Source organism: Clostridium sp. UBA5988, from assembly GCF_002435615.1.
Lineage (GTDB): Bacteria > Bacillota > Clostridia > Clostridiales > Clostridiaceae > Clostridium_J > Clostridium_J sulfidigenes.
The window spans coordinates 1-13,016 of record NZ_DJBA01000073.1; the positions used below are offsets into that span (position 1 = coordinate 1).

A 13,016-nucleotide genomic window follows, 5' to 3' on the forward strand; every position below is an offset into this window, starting at 1 on the left:
TTTTCTATGAATAATTCAGGATAAATGTTTAATAATTATTATTTAAAATATAAAAGGCTTATTAACAGTCTAGTTAATATTAAGTTATAGGAGGAAATATATGAGTAAAACAGTTGTTATATACAAATCAAAATATGGTTCAACAAAAAAATATGCAGAATGGATTGCTACTGCACTTGATGCGGATATTTTTGAGGCATCTAAAATTGATGTAACAGGTATGCAAAATTATTCTACAATTATTTATGGAGGCGGTCTTTATGCAAGTGGAATACTTGGTGTTTCATTAATTACTAAAGCCTTTGATAAGATTAAAGATAAAAATTTAGTTGTATTTACTGTAGGACTTGCTGATCCAAGTAACACTGAACAATTTATACCTGTTATAGATAAGAATTTTACGAAGGAAATGCAGGATAGGATTAAATTATTTCATTTTAGAGGTGCTATTGATTATAAAAATCTTGGTTTTATCCACAAGTCTATGATGGCTTTATTAAAAAACAAAGTAAGTAAAATGCCAGAGGATAAAATGGATGATGAAGCAAAAATGATGCTCGAAACTTATGGTAAAGTAGTAGATTTTACAGACCAATTATCAATTAAGTCATTGATTGAATTTTGCAATGGATTATAGAGTATTACAAAACAATATGGTGATATGTCTATAAAGGAGCAATAGAACAATATAACTGGAGGAATAAAATGAAGTTAGTAACAATATGGGATAAGGTTGCCGTTGATTTTGGAAAAGTTGGACCTAAATATTGGAATGATTTTGGAAATAGATTAGTTGAGCTTTCAAGGATTAACAAAGGAGCTAAAGTGTTAGATATTGGAATGGGTAGAGGTGCTTCATTATTTGCTGCAATAGATAAAATAGGTAAAGATGGATACGCTGTAGGCATAGATAATTCAAAAGTTATGGTAAGTGAAACCCATAAAGATATTTTAAATAAGAAAATATGTAATGCAAAAGTTAAGAATATGAATGCTCAGAATTTAAACTTTAAAAAAGATTCATTTGATAATGTTATTTGTGGATTTGGAATAGGATATCTTTTGCTTAGTGAAAATAGATTAAATGGAATACTAGGAGTATTAAAAGATGGAGGACAAGCAGGCTTTAGTATATGGGGTAAACAGGAAGATCAAAAATGGTTAACTGAAATAGTTAATAAATATTTACCTAAGAACTTACAAAAAGAAAATAAGGACAGAAAGCCAGATATTCCAAAGTTTGATACAGTAGTGGATGTAATAAAAATATTAGATGACTCAGGTTTTATAAATGTTAAAGTTCATGAAGAAAGTACAGATGTTGTGTATAGGGATAAAGAGGAATGGTGGCAAGAAATGTGCACCAACGCAGTTAGAGGAATATTTGAAAAAATAGAAGATTTGGGTTGTGATGTATTTGAAGAGTTTAAAAAAGACATATTTCAAGGACTGGAAAGTTTTGATAAAGGTGACGGGCTTCATTTTAATATGTCAGTAATATATGCATTTGGAGAGAAATAAATATATAAAGAATGGTTTTAGTTGTCGTAAGGTATTTAAAATAGGTGATGGTTCTTTAGCGGAAGTGTTAAGTAAAAATTTAAGATAAGTTATATACAAAGAAAGCAAAAGAAATTGGTAGAGAAAGACTTAAGTTTATGGAAAAGTATTTTAATAGGTTACAGATGGAGATAGAAGGCATTAAGTAAATTAGTGCTTTCTATTTTATTTTCACTTTAAGAATTAATTAACTTATATACAAGAATATATATTATGTTGAAATTAATGTTATAATTTAAATATAAATAAATTTTGAGTGTTTATAAAGGAAAAAGGACTTATTGAATAAAATACTAATGTCAAAGGAGCATAAAATTCATTCTTTTATCTAGATTTCGAGGAGTGATTAAATATGATTTTATTTGTAGAATGTGTTATTTCCTGTGCAGTTTTCACGCTAATTATATTACCTTCTCTTTATAAAGACCCTATTAAGCATATTATGTCTTACCCTAAAGAAATTAGAGATAGGGTAGAAAATCTGCCTCAGTATAAAGATGTTATTAAAGTTGAAGAAAAAAGACATTTATCAGTTAAATTAATTGCAGTATTGATTTTTGCAATTGTTCTTGCTGTAGTGGCATATTACTCTGGTGCAAAAAACTTTAAGTCTGCATATATCCACGTGTTTATATTATTTTTTGTAGTGAATATTTACGATATGATAGTATTAGATATTGGACTTTTTTGTCACAGTAAAAGAACAAGAATACCTGGAACTGAGGATATGGATAAAGAATATAAGAATCCCTGGCATCATATAAGGGGTGCTGTTATAGGAATAATAATTGGCACTATTGTTGCTTTATTATCAGGGGCAATAGTCCATATCATAGGGATAATATAAAGTTACTAATTGAATTTTATAATGGACTATAGAGTATTAGAAATCAGATGAAAATTAATATAATTAAGGGGGTTATTAAAATGTTAGGAAAAGAAGATATAGTTAAAATACTTAAAAACATGGAGTTACCTTTAAGTGAATATTGGATAACCTCTGGTGCAGGTTTAGTAATTCATGGTGTTAAAAAAACCACAAATGATATTGATTTAGGATGTACTACAAATTTAGTTGAACTATTTTTAAAAAAAGGTTGTAAGTACACAGTAGAAAAAGATAATTCAAGAATTGTTCAGATAAACGATACAATAGAAATACTAGAAAATTGGTTCGTTGATGAAATAGTGATCATCGATGGATTACCTGTAGGAAGTTTAGAAAGTATAAAAAAGCAGAAGGCACAATTAAGAAGAGAGAAGGATATTAAGGATATTAAGATTATAGATGATTATATTAAGAATAAGGTTAGTAATTAAAAGGTGCTCAATACCCAATGAAAACATATATTTCGTTTTGGAGGAAATAATTAATGAATAAAAAATTAAAGATTTTTTTAATTCTTATGATTTCCATATTCTTAATCATTGGAGGAGTTTATGGATATAAAAGATATAAAAAGTATGATGCTTATAAAACAGATGCAGTATTTTTGTTAGATTTTTTAGAAGATAATTATCCTTTCTTTGAGGTAAAAGCAAAAAAATTAAATTATAATTTTTTAGAATATAAAGAAGAATTTATAGAAAAAATATCTAAATCTAAAAACGATACTGAATTTATTAAAAATGTAAGTTTAGTTATGAATTTATTACAAAATAATCATAGCCACATATCTTTCAATTCATTAATTTTTGAGCACAGTGGTTTATATGATAGTAACGTTGATTTAAAAGAAAAAACTGAATACTGGGCTGACAGATATTTAAAAACATTTTATATCCCAGAAATAAAGTGGAAGTATGTTCAAGGAAAGTATATTGTTACAAAATCTAAAAATGAAAAGATACCAGTCGGAAGTATGATTAATAAATTTAACGGAAAAAGTGTAAGTGATTATTTATATGACAATAAAGAAATATATTATCTATTAAAGGATTCTAAAAGAAATCAATATTATATATACGAAGATAGTTATTTTAAAAGGGATGGTTCACCAGATAATATAGAAATAGAATATAAAAATGAAAAAATAAATTCAACTATACACTATGAGACCTATAGTAAGGAATTAGAAGATTGGTATTATGGCGATTTTATAAATTCTAGCGATAACAATATTGTATTAGATATTGTAAACGAAGGTAAAACTGCCTATATAAAAATTAGAAGTTTTAATGGCGAATACATGGCAAAGAATCAAGCAACTATACAAGATTTCTTATTAAATGAATGTGCAGATGTTGATAATATTGTTATAGATATAAGAGGTAATGGTGGTGGAAATAATCAATTTGGTGAATTTATAATTTCAGCTTTATCAGATAAACCTCTATATATGTCTTCTTATGATTGTTTTAGAGATACTAAGTTTATGGATGAATATTACTTTTCAAAAATATTTAATGAAGAAATAACTCAATCTCAGATGCCAAAGAATAATTATGATTTAAACAACTTTAGAATATATGATGTGGATATAACTATAAACCCCTATGGTAATTCTATAAATTTCCAAGGGGATATATATGTATTAGTTGATGATATGGTTTATTCTGCATCGGAGTACTTTATAAGTATAGTTAAGGATACTAAGTTTGCAAAAATAATAGGAACAACTACAGGTGGAGATGGTTTAGGTAGAGAGCCAATAGCTACTCTTCTTCCAAATAGTAAGATAGCTATACAATTTTCATCAACCCTGTCTACGAACAGTGTAGGTGTTGCAAATGAAGAAGTTCATACTGAACCTGATATGTATATAGAACAAGATTTAAATGATTACTTAAAATATTTAAATTCGGATCTTGATAACATTGAAAGAAGTAAATATGATACAGTATACAATAAGGTTATGAGTATCTTAAAATAAACATTGTTTAAGCTTACTGTGGAAGTATCCCAAGGGTACGCAAACAAATTATGAATACAATTTATTTTGCTTAAATTCTCAATTTTTAACATAATTCGGAAAATTGATTTATGATTTCTACAGTGTTTGGTATTATATAGAAAATAAGGTTTAAGGAGGAGTTAATAAATGAAAAAGATATTAATAATTTTTTCAATTATGATAGCCATGTTGATTTGTAGTGGTTGTGAAATGTTGGGTGTGGAAAAGGACAAAACTACAGATATTTCAAATTACAGTGAATATCTTGGAAGTGAAGGTAAACATCCTAATGATATATTCCCTAACAAAATACCGGATTCAGCAGAAGTAGAAGATTTTACTTATTATTACTATAATCCATTTGACCCAAATTATGTAGCATATCTTGTATATACATGCAATGATGAAGATTATACAAAAGAAATAGAAAGGTTGTCAAAGTTGAATTCCTCTGAAGACAATCTTATATATGGTGCAACTGGTTTTAATTATCCAGTATGTGCAGTTTACGCTGATAGTTATAATGGGTATATTTATGCTTTAGCTGATGAAGAAAATAGCAGATTGATTTATGTTGAAATTAATTTTTGTAATTATTTTTCTGACATTAACTATGAAAAAATAATTGATGAAGATCATCTTCCTATAGATTTTGATGCGAAGAAAGGAAATGCAACTCGAAAGGCATTTGATGATGGGGAGTAATAATACAAGTAAAATTTACAAGGAAACATTAAATTTTTTAATTTGGAGGGTATTATGAATTTAACAGAACTTAATCCTAAAGGTAGATTTAGTAGTCGAGTAGAGAACTATGCAAAATATAGACCTAACTATCCTAATGAAATAATAGGGTTTCTAAATACATCCATTGGCTTAACTAAAGGAGCAATTATTGCTGATATTGGCTCTGGAACAGGAATTTCTGCTAAAATATTTTTGGATAATGAAAACGAAGTATACGGTATTGAACCTAATGCAGAAATGAGGTCCGCTGGAGAGAAGTATCTAATTAATTACACAAATTTTCATTCAATAGATGCATCTTCTGAATATACAAAGTTGGAATCAGAATCAGTAGATATAATTACATCAGGACAAGCATTCCATTGGTTTGAACCAGAAGCTACAAAAAAAGAATTCCTCAGAATATTAAAACCTGGCGGGTTCGTAGTAATTATCAATAATAGAAGAAAATTTAGCAATAGCAAATTTATGAATGAATATATGGAACTAATTGAAAAATACTCAGAACGTGAGGGGGGAAATTCACTTAATACGGATTTACCCAAATTCTTTGGTTTAAAAACAATCGATAAAGAAATATTTTCTAATCCTCAAGTGTATAATTTAGAAAGATTAAAAGGGGATTTAGTATCTTATTCATATATTCCAAATGAAGAAGACCCAAGATTCAATTATATGATTTCTGAACTCGAACTTCTATTTAAAAAATATAATAAAAATGGAGCATTGATTTTTGATTATGAAACAGTAGTATATTACTGCAAAATGAAGTAGTTCACATAAATAATAATTGGAACTATTATTACTTTGTGAATTATGAAGAGAGGAAGAATATCAATGGTTAATATATTATTTAGTTCATATAACTTTAATGAAAAATGGGCAAAAGGTTCCATGGAAAAATATATAAAGTGTAATGATAAGGTTTTGGTAATTCCATTTTCTTTCGGTGAAAATATAAGTAACGATATGGATTGGCAGGATGCCTATAGTAAAGGTAACGGAAAGTATTATAATACTATTATTTTACCATTTTTGAGTTATGGAATCAGGGAAGAAAATATAGAATGGGTAAATCATTTTAAGGATACAGAGGAAAGTGCAAAAAAGAAAGTAAGAAACAGTGACATAATATTTTTCACTGGAGGATTACCTGATAAAATCATGTATCGCTTAAAGGAGTTTGATTTAATAAATGAGATTGAAAGTTTTCTAGGAGTAATTATAGGGATTAGTGCTGGAGCGATGATTCAGATAGCAGATTATCATATTACTCCTGATAAAGATTATGATACATTCTCATATAATAGAGGACTAAATTTGATTAGAGACTTTGATATTGAAGTTCATTATGAAGAAACAGATATAGAAAAAAACTATATAAATAAGGTATTAAATGAAAGAGCGGACACTGTATATGCTATTAAAGACACTGGTGGAATAATTGTTGATAATAGTGCAATCACATTACTGGGAGACATACAGACATTTAGTAGGGAATAGTTTAATGAGATAATTGTTAATAACATATATAATAACAATTATATAATTGGAGATTACTGATATGAGGATAGTTATATTGTTAGTTATCAACAAAATTGGGAAAATTAATTGATGATTTCTACAGCATTTGGTATTATATAGAAAATAAGGTTTATTGGGGGTAGTAAATATGAGATTTCAATTAGCTAAGAAAGAACAACTCAAAATACTCTGTGCAAAGTCTGTAAGTATGGCTTAAGGCGACAATTGCACAGAGGTAAATATCTAGTCGCCATTACTAAATAAATTCATACTTATACAGGCTTTGTTTCCTTAATTTAAAGTATAAATTTAAGGAGCTGAGCTTTATGGGATATGTAAAGGCTGAAACAATTTTACCAGATAATTTATTAAGAGAAATTCAAAAGTATATTCAAGGAGAATATGTATATATTCCATCTGAACATACAACACGAAAAAAGTGGGGAGAAAAGTCAGGAACCAGGCAGCGTATACAAAATAGAAATGAAGTTATACGTAATAAGCATGAAAGTGGATATACCATTGATGAGCTGTCAGAAGAATTTTTTCTTTCTATAGATAGTATTAAAAAAATTGTATATAGTAAAAATAGAAATGAAAAGCTATCACTCTTATAATGAGTGGTAGCTTTTTATGTGCAAAGAATAATATAGAATTGTTCTTTATATATTAATTGATGATCTCTGTATATTAAAATAAGTATGATAATAAATTTTGATATGTGAAATTATTAATTAAAGATATTTATGTTTTGTGGGTTGAAATATAAATATATTTTTAACTGAGTACACAGAAAGGAATAATATTTAAAATGGGGTTAAATATAGAGGAATTAGGGGAAGCGTTTTCTCATTTAAAACTTGTTGGTAGTAAGGACAATTCAATAAGACTAATCAATGGAATAATAAAGAATAAAAAGGTTGAAGATGAAGATTTATTTGTTATAGAGGGATTATGGGCCTATGAAAAGATAATTAAAAGTAATATTAGAATAATAAACTTTGTATTTTGTCTAGAGTTTATTAAAAACAAATCTATCCTTGATATGGTTAAGAGTATTTCTATGGTAGCAGAGAATTCATGTTTAATATCAAGTAATTTGTGTAAAAGGTTGAGTAGCAGAGAGAGTGGAGAAGGATTTTTTCTATTATGTAGTTTTCCAAAGTATGACCTTAAGGATGTAGAACTAAAGGAAAACAATTTACTAGTAATACTTGATGGATTAGAGAAACCAGGAAATATTGGAACAATTATAAGGTCAGTTGATGGTGCTGGTGGAGATGGAGTAATTATTTGTAATAGTAAGGTTAGAAAAATAAATCAAAAGCTGATAAAGTCAAGCATGGGATCTAGTTTTATGTTGCCAGTTGTAAATAGTGACATAGAATTACTTGTAAGGTGGCTTAAAAGTAATGGATTTAAGATTATTGTTACTGATTTAAAAGCCAGTAACAATTACTATGATGCTGATTATAAAGGGAGAATTGCTATTATTGTAGGAAATGAAATACATGGAATTTCAGAAATTTGGAATAAATATGAATGTGAAAGAATAATAATCCCCATGTTTGGAGGGGCAGATTCCTTAAATGTAGGAGTAGCAGCTACTATGGTTGTTTATGAAGCAAGCCTTTCTCAAAAGAATTTAGGTAAAAGAATTGGCTAACTATAATTTAAGTAAAGCAAGGGTTAGTAGATTATATAAGTATGAAAGAGGGAGTAGTATTAGAGGCTACACCTTCTTTTTTTAGTGATTATTTTTGGCAAGTATTAAGTAATTCAGGATTTATTTAATATACCTTGCAATACAAAGTATCTTTTAATATAATAATAGTATACTTTGTATTACAAGGTAAAGGAGGAGTTGCTGTGAATAATAATTCTCAAATTCTTAAAGGTATTCTTGAAGGATGTATACTAAGTATAATTTCAAAGGAAGAGACCTATGGTTATGAATTACTAACAAAATTAAAAGAATGTGGATTTGAAGATATTGTTGAGGGAACGCTTTATCCATTGTTACTTAGGCTTGAAAAAAATCAGTTAATAATTGCTGAAAGAAGGAAATCATCCGCGGGAGTTAATAGAAAATATTATAAACTTTCAGAAATGGGAAGTATAGAACTTAAAGGTTTTATAGAATACTGGAATAAACTACATGTTAATGTAAATAAGATTATAGGGGGGATGGACGATGAGTAATAGCATATTGAGGGATGAATATAAGGAAGCATACACCAGTATAGTAATGTACTTATCAAGTAGTGGTATGGAAGGTAACTTTATTGATGAAGTAAGTGAAGATGTAAAGGACTTATTAATAAGTGCACAGGATGATGGTATTGATGTGAAGAGTATTATTGGTAATAATATTGAAGAGTTTTGTAAAGAAATAATAAAATCAAAGGATATTAATAGTAGTACAATACTTAATATATATCAAAGTACTAGGTGGGCAATAATTATGTCAGCAATGATGTCATTATTATATTATATTTTTGATATGAAATTTACCTTAAATATAATTTTTATGTTTATAGTTGACTTTTTGTTTTGTAGGTTTATTTTTAGTATAGGATTAAGGAAAGTAATAATAAAAAATAGAGGAAATACAAAAAAAATAATAAAGGTGTTATTATTATATATTTTATTTGTGATACCAGGAGCAATTCTAAACTTTATCTTAATTACAAATTTTGTTGTAGAAATTAATTCATTATACACATTCATGATTTTAGTAGCAATATTGCTATTAAGTTACATCATAGGTAAAGCTTTTAGAAATAGAAAGGTGAGGTTAGATTAAGTAATAAAGCAGTAGAATTTTAGCATTCTACTGCTTTATTTATATAGACAAATAACAAAATATTTACCTTTTAAATAGGGTTCTGTAAGACGTTTTTACAATATGAGTTTTTATTGTAGTGTATCCTTGGTTGTAAGTATACACATACTATATACATAAAGGAAATGAGAATTAAAGAAAAGAGGGCATAGGTAATGATTAATTTTAAAAAATACATTAAGAAGGGACAAATTTTATTGGCTGTTATGGTATTAATGTATAATATAAATGAGAAAATAATATTTGGAATAGAAAATGATGAAGTATATGGAGGGATGGAAGGTGATAAGGTTTTTATGAATGTATCTACAACCGTAGACTTACCTCATCAACCACCTAAGGAGTCCACAGAAGAACTGTATCAGGATGTGTTTTTAGCTTTACTAATGCCTTATATCCAGATTGAGGTAGAAAAATATTATTCTACATACTTATCTCAAACGCCACTAGTTGACCCTTACTCTATATATATAAATAGTATTTCTAGACCAAATGGTTATCGTTCCTTTGTCTTTGATATAAGCCTTCAAGTAAATCCCTATATAGGACCTCATATTCTTGTGGGAACTGATAATATTGATTTCACTGTAGAAGGTAACGGAAGGGTTAAGGTGAAAAAGTTTGAGCATATAAAAAGTTATGACTTACCACCAATCTATGAGCATATAATGACAGAGATTGCGTAAGATTTTAGCATCAAGTTGTTATAGCTAGTTAAGTTAGAGTAAAATAAAATTCGCCAATACCCTAAAAAGGATATTGGCGAAGAGGAAATAGTGGAATATAATAGCACTAGTTTTTACTAATCTTCATAGTTAGAAAGTGTGTTATTTAATGAATGTAGTGCACTTTCTACTGAGTTAAGGGTATTTTCGATTATTTGTCTGTTTTGTGATTTTTCAACAGATTTTAATGCTTGATCCAAGCAAGTTTTTGAATCTTGAAGTTCAATTTGTACATCTCGTAGATGGCGTTTAGCGCTTTTTCCTTCATTATTGTGCATAACAATTACCTCCTAAAATTTTATTTTTAAGGTATGGAGCTAGCATATTATGAAAATAAGCTTAAGCTCAATCCAAGAGTGAAATTTTGTTCATAGTAAATTTTTTCATCTACAACAGTCCTATTAACACCATTAATATCAGAAGAATTTCACTATGAAATATCAAAATTATTATATGTGATAAATTTAAAATCATACTTGGAAAGTTTAGCTTATGAAAGAAAAAACCTTATGAAATAGATTATTAAAGAATCTATTTCATAAGGTTTCAGTAAAAAGTTCTATTAATCATTCATTAGTTCTTTTAGATCTATTGGATACTTTCCGTATAATTTACCAGCATCCATAAAGGCTTCAATATTCTTCATTGGAGTGTGCATTGGGATTTGACATCCAGTGCTTAAAATATAACCTTTTTGAGAATTGTAACCTTTTCTAATACATTGTTTAACTGACTTAAAAATGTCTTCTTTAGTTCCAGCATATATAACATCAACAGGAGGAACATTTCCGGTTATTACAACTTTATCACCCATCACATTTTTAGCTTCTTCTATATCTTCTATATTATCAATACTAAAATTAGAAATTCCAGTATTCACAACATCTTCCCAAATGTCTCTACTTTTTCCACAGATGTGTATACCAGGGTAACTACCAGTTTTTTCTTTTATTTTATTTATGTTTTTTTGAAGAGCAGGTAAGGAAAATTCTCTGAATTGCTTTGGACTTATAAGACTTGTTGATGAGACTGGATCAGCAAAACTAATTGAGATACCCAGTTTAGCAACTTCTTCTATGTATCTATTATTAGATTCTGACACTATTTCCATAAGAGTATGAACTTTTTTAGGATATTTAATCATCCATTTTAATAAATTTTCAGTTCCTACTACAGAGGCTGCAACACTAAAAGGACCAGACATAGAGGCACTGACATCTACATCATTTATAAGTGCATCTTTAGTAAGTTTTAATGCTTCCAGTAGTATAGGTAATTTTCCATCCTTTAGAGGGTTTACTATTTTGAGAGATTCAATTTCATCTATTGATTTAATAGCAGGTTCTAGTAAATAGGAGATAGCATAATCAGGATAGCATACCTTGGCTCCCATAGCTTCAGCCACTCCTCTAAGACTAGTAGATATGCCTACGCTATCATGACGAAGTTTTTTAAACAAAGCTATTTCTAAATCTGCCATTAGTCGTGCAGAATGATAGTAATCCTTAGTTGTTATACCAATGAATGGCGCCATAGTTGCTCCCATGTCGGGGATACAAATTAGTCTATCAATTTCTAATCCTCTAGAAAATGCATCCATTCTTTCTTTTGGAGTCATTTCTTCTTTAATCACTTAAAGGTTCCCTCCTAACAAAAATATATTTTACATATTAGTTACATAACTCTAAAGTAATTATATAAGACAAAAATGAATATGTATAATTGAATTATCCTATATATAATATATATCTATTGATATAACCAATATAAAAAGATAAATTTTGTTTGTTAAAATGATGAAATATAATATAGAAAAAGACTGAGATATTAATTATTTTATTTAATATCTCAGTCTCTCTATTAAATTAATTGGTATTCATATAGAACACAAGGTTTTGGGATTAACCTTGTGTTTTGTTATTCTTGATAGTTAGAAAGAGTACTATTTACTGAATTTAATGCACTTTCTACTGAATTAAGAGTATTTTGGATTTTTTGTCTGTTTTGTGGTTTTTCAACAGAGTTTAATGCTTGATTTAAGCAGTTTGTTGAATCCTGAAGTTTACTTTGTACATCCTGAACATGTTGTTTAGCATTTTTTCCTTGATTTTGTTGCATAACAATTTCCTCCTAAGTTTTATTTTCAGATATTAAGATAAAATTTAATACCTAATTTAATTTTTAGTCATAGTAAGTTTCTTTACCATAGATAATTATTATTACTAAGAGGTAAAGAAATTCACTATGAACTAGTAAAGTTATTGTATGTTATAAATTTTAAATTATACTTTTAAATTTTATTATCAAAACTAATAATATAATCATAACTAAGTATTAAGATAAGAAAAGCTAGGCAGTAAGCCTAGCTCATTATTCTTTAATATCTATGGCATCTACAGGACATTGATCTCTTCCATCAACAGCTCCAGCTTCAAGATCAGAAGGAACATCTCCATCTATAGCTTCAGCTTTACCATCATCATCGAATGAATAAATTTCAGGGCAGACACCAACACAAGCTCCACAGCCTATACATGTATCTTTGTTTACTATTGCTTCCATATTTACTCCTCCTTGTTTTTAATATATTAACAAGGTTAGTGTTTGCAGTAAATGATTTCATATACACAAAAATTAGAAAATTATAAAGTACTTAGTGGATTAATGAAATAAACCACTAGAAATGACTAAAAATTAATTGTTTTAATAATGTTTAATTGA

The 13,016-nt window shown here is 28.0% G+C and carries 17 protein-coding genes; 13 read left to right on the forward strand and 4 right to left on the reverse strand.

Annotated features, from left to right (window positions below; genetic code table 11):
* Window positions 1-100: 100 nt before the first annotated feature.
* The 13 genes from B3J31_RS15290 to B3J31_RS15350 all read left to right on the forward strand — a co-directional run bounded on the left by B3J31_RS15290 (window position 101) and on the right by B3J31_RS15350 (window position 10,256).
* On the forward strand, window positions 101-637 hold the full coding sequence (locus B3J31_RS15290; RefSeq protein WP_150843969.1) for a flavodoxin domain-containing protein: 537 nt from the start codon (window positions 101-103) through the stop codon (window positions 635-637).
* 68 nt (window positions 638-705) lie between these two features.
* Window positions 706-1,521 carry a class I SAM-dependent methyltransferase gene (locus B3J31_RS15295; protein ID WP_150843968.1) on the forward strand — a complete coding sequence of 272 codons (816 nt, stop codon included), beginning with the start codon at window positions 706-708 and terminating at the stop codon, window positions 1,519-1,521.
* A gap of 391 nt (window positions 1,522-1,912) precedes the next feature.
* Window positions 1,913-2,407 (forward strand): hypothetical protein, encoded by a 495-nt coding sequence (locus B3J31_RS15300; RefSeq protein ID WP_346867393.1) that lies wholly within the window; start codon window positions 1,913-1,915, stop codon window positions 2,405-2,407.
* Window positions 2,408-2,487: 80 nt separating this feature from the next.
* Complete coding sequence (locus B3J31_RS15305; RefSeq protein WP_346867392.1) at window positions 2,488-2,880, forward strand: hypothetical protein; 393 nt, start codon at window positions 2,488-2,490, stop codon at window positions 2,878-2,880.
* Between the two features lie 53 nt (window positions 2,881-2,933).
* Window positions 2,934-4,433, forward strand: coding sequence for a S41 family peptidase (locus B3J31_RS15310; protein ID WP_346867391.1), 1,500 nt, complete (start codon window positions 2,934-2,936; stop codon window positions 4,431-4,433).
* A gap of 168 nt (window positions 4,434-4,601) precedes the next feature.
* Window positions 4,602-5,159 (forward strand): hypothetical protein, encoded by a 558-nt coding sequence (locus B3J31_RS15315; protein WP_150843965.1) that lies wholly within the window; start codon window positions 4,602-4,604, stop codon window positions 5,157-5,159.
* Window positions 5,160-5,201: 42 nt separating this feature from the next.
* The gene (locus tag B3J31_RS15320; RefSeq protein ID WP_346874188.1) at window positions 5,202-5,975 is read left to right on the forward strand and encodes a class I SAM-dependent methyltransferase; all 774 of its coding nucleotides are present in this window, start codon (window positions 5,202-5,204) and stop codon (window positions 5,973-5,975) included.
* Window positions 5,976-6,038: 63 nt separating this feature from the next.
* Window positions 6,039-6,704 (forward strand): Type 1 glutamine amidotransferase-like domain-containing protein, encoded by a 666-nt coding sequence (locus B3J31_RS15325; RefSeq protein WP_150843963.1) that lies wholly within the window; start codon window positions 6,039-6,041, stop codon window positions 6,702-6,704.
* A gap of 347 nt (window positions 6,705-7,051) precedes the next feature.
* The gene (locus B3J31_RS15330; protein WP_346867390.1) at window positions 7,052-7,342 is read left to right on the forward strand and encodes a CD3324 family protein; all 291 of its coding nucleotides are present in this window, start codon (window positions 7,052-7,054) and stop codon (window positions 7,340-7,342) included.
* Between the two features lie 194 nt (window positions 7,343-7,536).
* Window positions 7,537-8,391: an RNA methyltransferase gene (locus B3J31_RS15335; protein ID WP_346874189.1), complete on the forward strand. Its 855-nt coding sequence runs from the start codon at window positions 7,537-7,539 to the stop codon at window positions 8,389-8,391.
* A 203-nt stretch (window positions 8,392-8,594) separates the two neighbouring features.
* Window positions 8,595-8,927 (forward strand): PadR family transcriptional regulator, encoded by a 333-nt coding sequence (locus B3J31_RS15340; protein WP_346867445.1) that lies wholly within the window; start codon window positions 8,595-8,597, stop codon window positions 8,925-8,927.
* Window positions 8,920-9,531, forward strand: coding sequence for a DUF1048 domain-containing protein (locus B3J31_RS15345; protein WP_346867444.1), 612 nt, complete (start codon window positions 8,920-8,922; stop codon window positions 9,529-9,531). Before B3J31_RS15340 ends, B3J31_RS15345 begins: the two co-directional genes overlap by 8 nt.
* Before the next feature lie 194 nt (window positions 9,532-9,725).
* Window positions 9,726-10,256 carry a DUF3888 domain-containing protein gene (locus tag B3J31_RS15350; protein WP_346874190.1) on the forward strand — a complete coding sequence of 177 codons (531 nt, stop codon included), beginning with the start codon at window positions 9,726-9,728 and terminating at the stop codon, window positions 10,254-10,256.
* Between the two features lie 116 nt (window positions 10,257-10,372).
* Here B3J31_RS15350 and B3J31_RS15355 read toward each other — a convergent pair whose 3' ends face one another.
* The 4 genes from B3J31_RS15355 to B3J31_RS15370 all read right to left on the reverse strand — a co-directional run bounded on the left by B3J31_RS15355 (window position 10,373) and on the right by B3J31_RS15370 (window position 12,857).
* Window positions 10,373-10,573 (reverse strand): hypothetical protein, encoded by a 201-nt coding sequence (locus B3J31_RS15355; RefSeq protein WP_346874191.1) that lies wholly within the window; start codon window positions 10,571-10,573, stop codon window positions 10,373-10,375.
* 284 nt (window positions 10,574-10,857) lie between these two features.
* Window positions 10,858-11,928 carry a uroporphyrinogen decarboxylase family protein gene (locus B3J31_RS15360; protein WP_346874192.1) on the reverse strand — a complete coding sequence of 357 codons (1,071 nt, stop codon included), beginning with the start codon at window positions 11,926-11,928 and terminating at the stop codon, window positions 10,858-10,860.
* A 284-nt stretch (window positions 11,929-12,212) separates the two neighbouring features.
* Window positions 12,213-12,413, reverse strand: coding sequence for an EscE/YscE/SsaE family type III secretion system needle protein co-chaperone (locus B3J31_RS15365; RefSeq protein ID WP_035131749.1), 201 nt, complete (start codon window positions 12,411-12,413; stop codon window positions 12,213-12,215).
* A 252-nt stretch (window positions 12,414-12,665) separates the two neighbouring features.
* Window positions 12,666-12,857: a ferredoxin gene (locus tag B3J31_RS15370; protein WP_035131751.1), complete on the reverse strand. Its 192-nt coding sequence runs from the start codon at window positions 12,855-12,857 to the stop codon at window positions 12,666-12,668.
* Between the last annotated feature and the right edge of the window lie 159 nt (window positions 12,858-13,016).

Excerpts from the sequence above, each read along its gene's own strand:
- B3J31_RS15290 (WP_150843969.1), top strand. The coding sequence starts at position 101 with ATGAGTAAAACAGTTGTTATATACAAATCAAAATATGGTTCAACAAAA.
- B3J31_RS15295 (WP_150843968.1), top strand. The coding sequence starts at position 706 with ATGAAGTTAGTAACAATATGGGATAAGGTTGCCGTTGATTTTGGAAAA.
- B3J31_RS15300 (WP_346867393.1), top strand. The coding sequence starts at position 1,913 with ATGATTTTATTTGTAGAATGTGTTATTTCCTGTGCAGTTTTCACGCTA.
- B3J31_RS15305 (WP_346867392.1), top strand. The coding sequence starts at position 2,488 with ATGTTAGGAAAAGAAGATATAGTTAAAATACTTAAAAACATGGAGTTA.
- B3J31_RS15310 (WP_346867391.1), top strand. The coding sequence starts at position 2,934 with ATGAATAAAAAATTAAAGATTTTTTTAATTCTTATGATTTCCATATTC.
- B3J31_RS15315 (WP_150843965.1), top strand. The coding sequence starts at position 4,602 with ATGAAAAAGATATTAATAATTTTTTCAATTATGATAGCCATGTTGATT.
- B3J31_RS15325 (WP_150843963.1), top strand. The coding sequence starts at position 6,039 with ATGGTTAATATATTATTTAGTTCATATAACTTTAATGAAAAATGGGCA.
- B3J31_RS15330 (WP_346867390.1), top strand. The coding sequence starts at position 7,052 with ATGGGATATGTAAAGGCTGAAACAATTTTACCAGATAATTTATTAAGA.
- B3J31_RS15335 (WP_346874189.1), top strand. The coding sequence starts at position 7,537 with ATGGGGTTAAATATAGAGGAATTAGGGGAAGCGTTTTCTCATTTAAAA.
- B3J31_RS15345 (WP_346867444.1), top strand. The coding sequence starts at position 8,920 with ATGAGTAATAGCATATTGAGGGATGAATATAAGGAAGCATACACCAGT.
- B3J31_RS15350 (WP_346874190.1), top strand. The coding sequence starts at position 9,726 with ATGATTAATTTTAAAAAATACATTAAGAAGGGACAAATTTTATTGGCT.
- B3J31_RS15355 (WP_346874191.1), bottom strand. The coding sequence starts at position 10,573 with ATGCACAATAATGAAGGAAAAAGCGCTAAACGCCATCTACGAGATGTA.
- B3J31_RS15365 (WP_035131749.1), bottom strand. The coding sequence starts at position 12,413 with ATGCAACAAAATCAAGGAAAAAATGCTAAACAACATGTTCAGGATGTA.
- B3J31_RS15370 (WP_035131751.1), bottom strand. The coding sequence starts at position 12,857 with ATGGAAGCAATAGTAAACAAAGATACATGTATAGGCTGTGGAGCTTGT.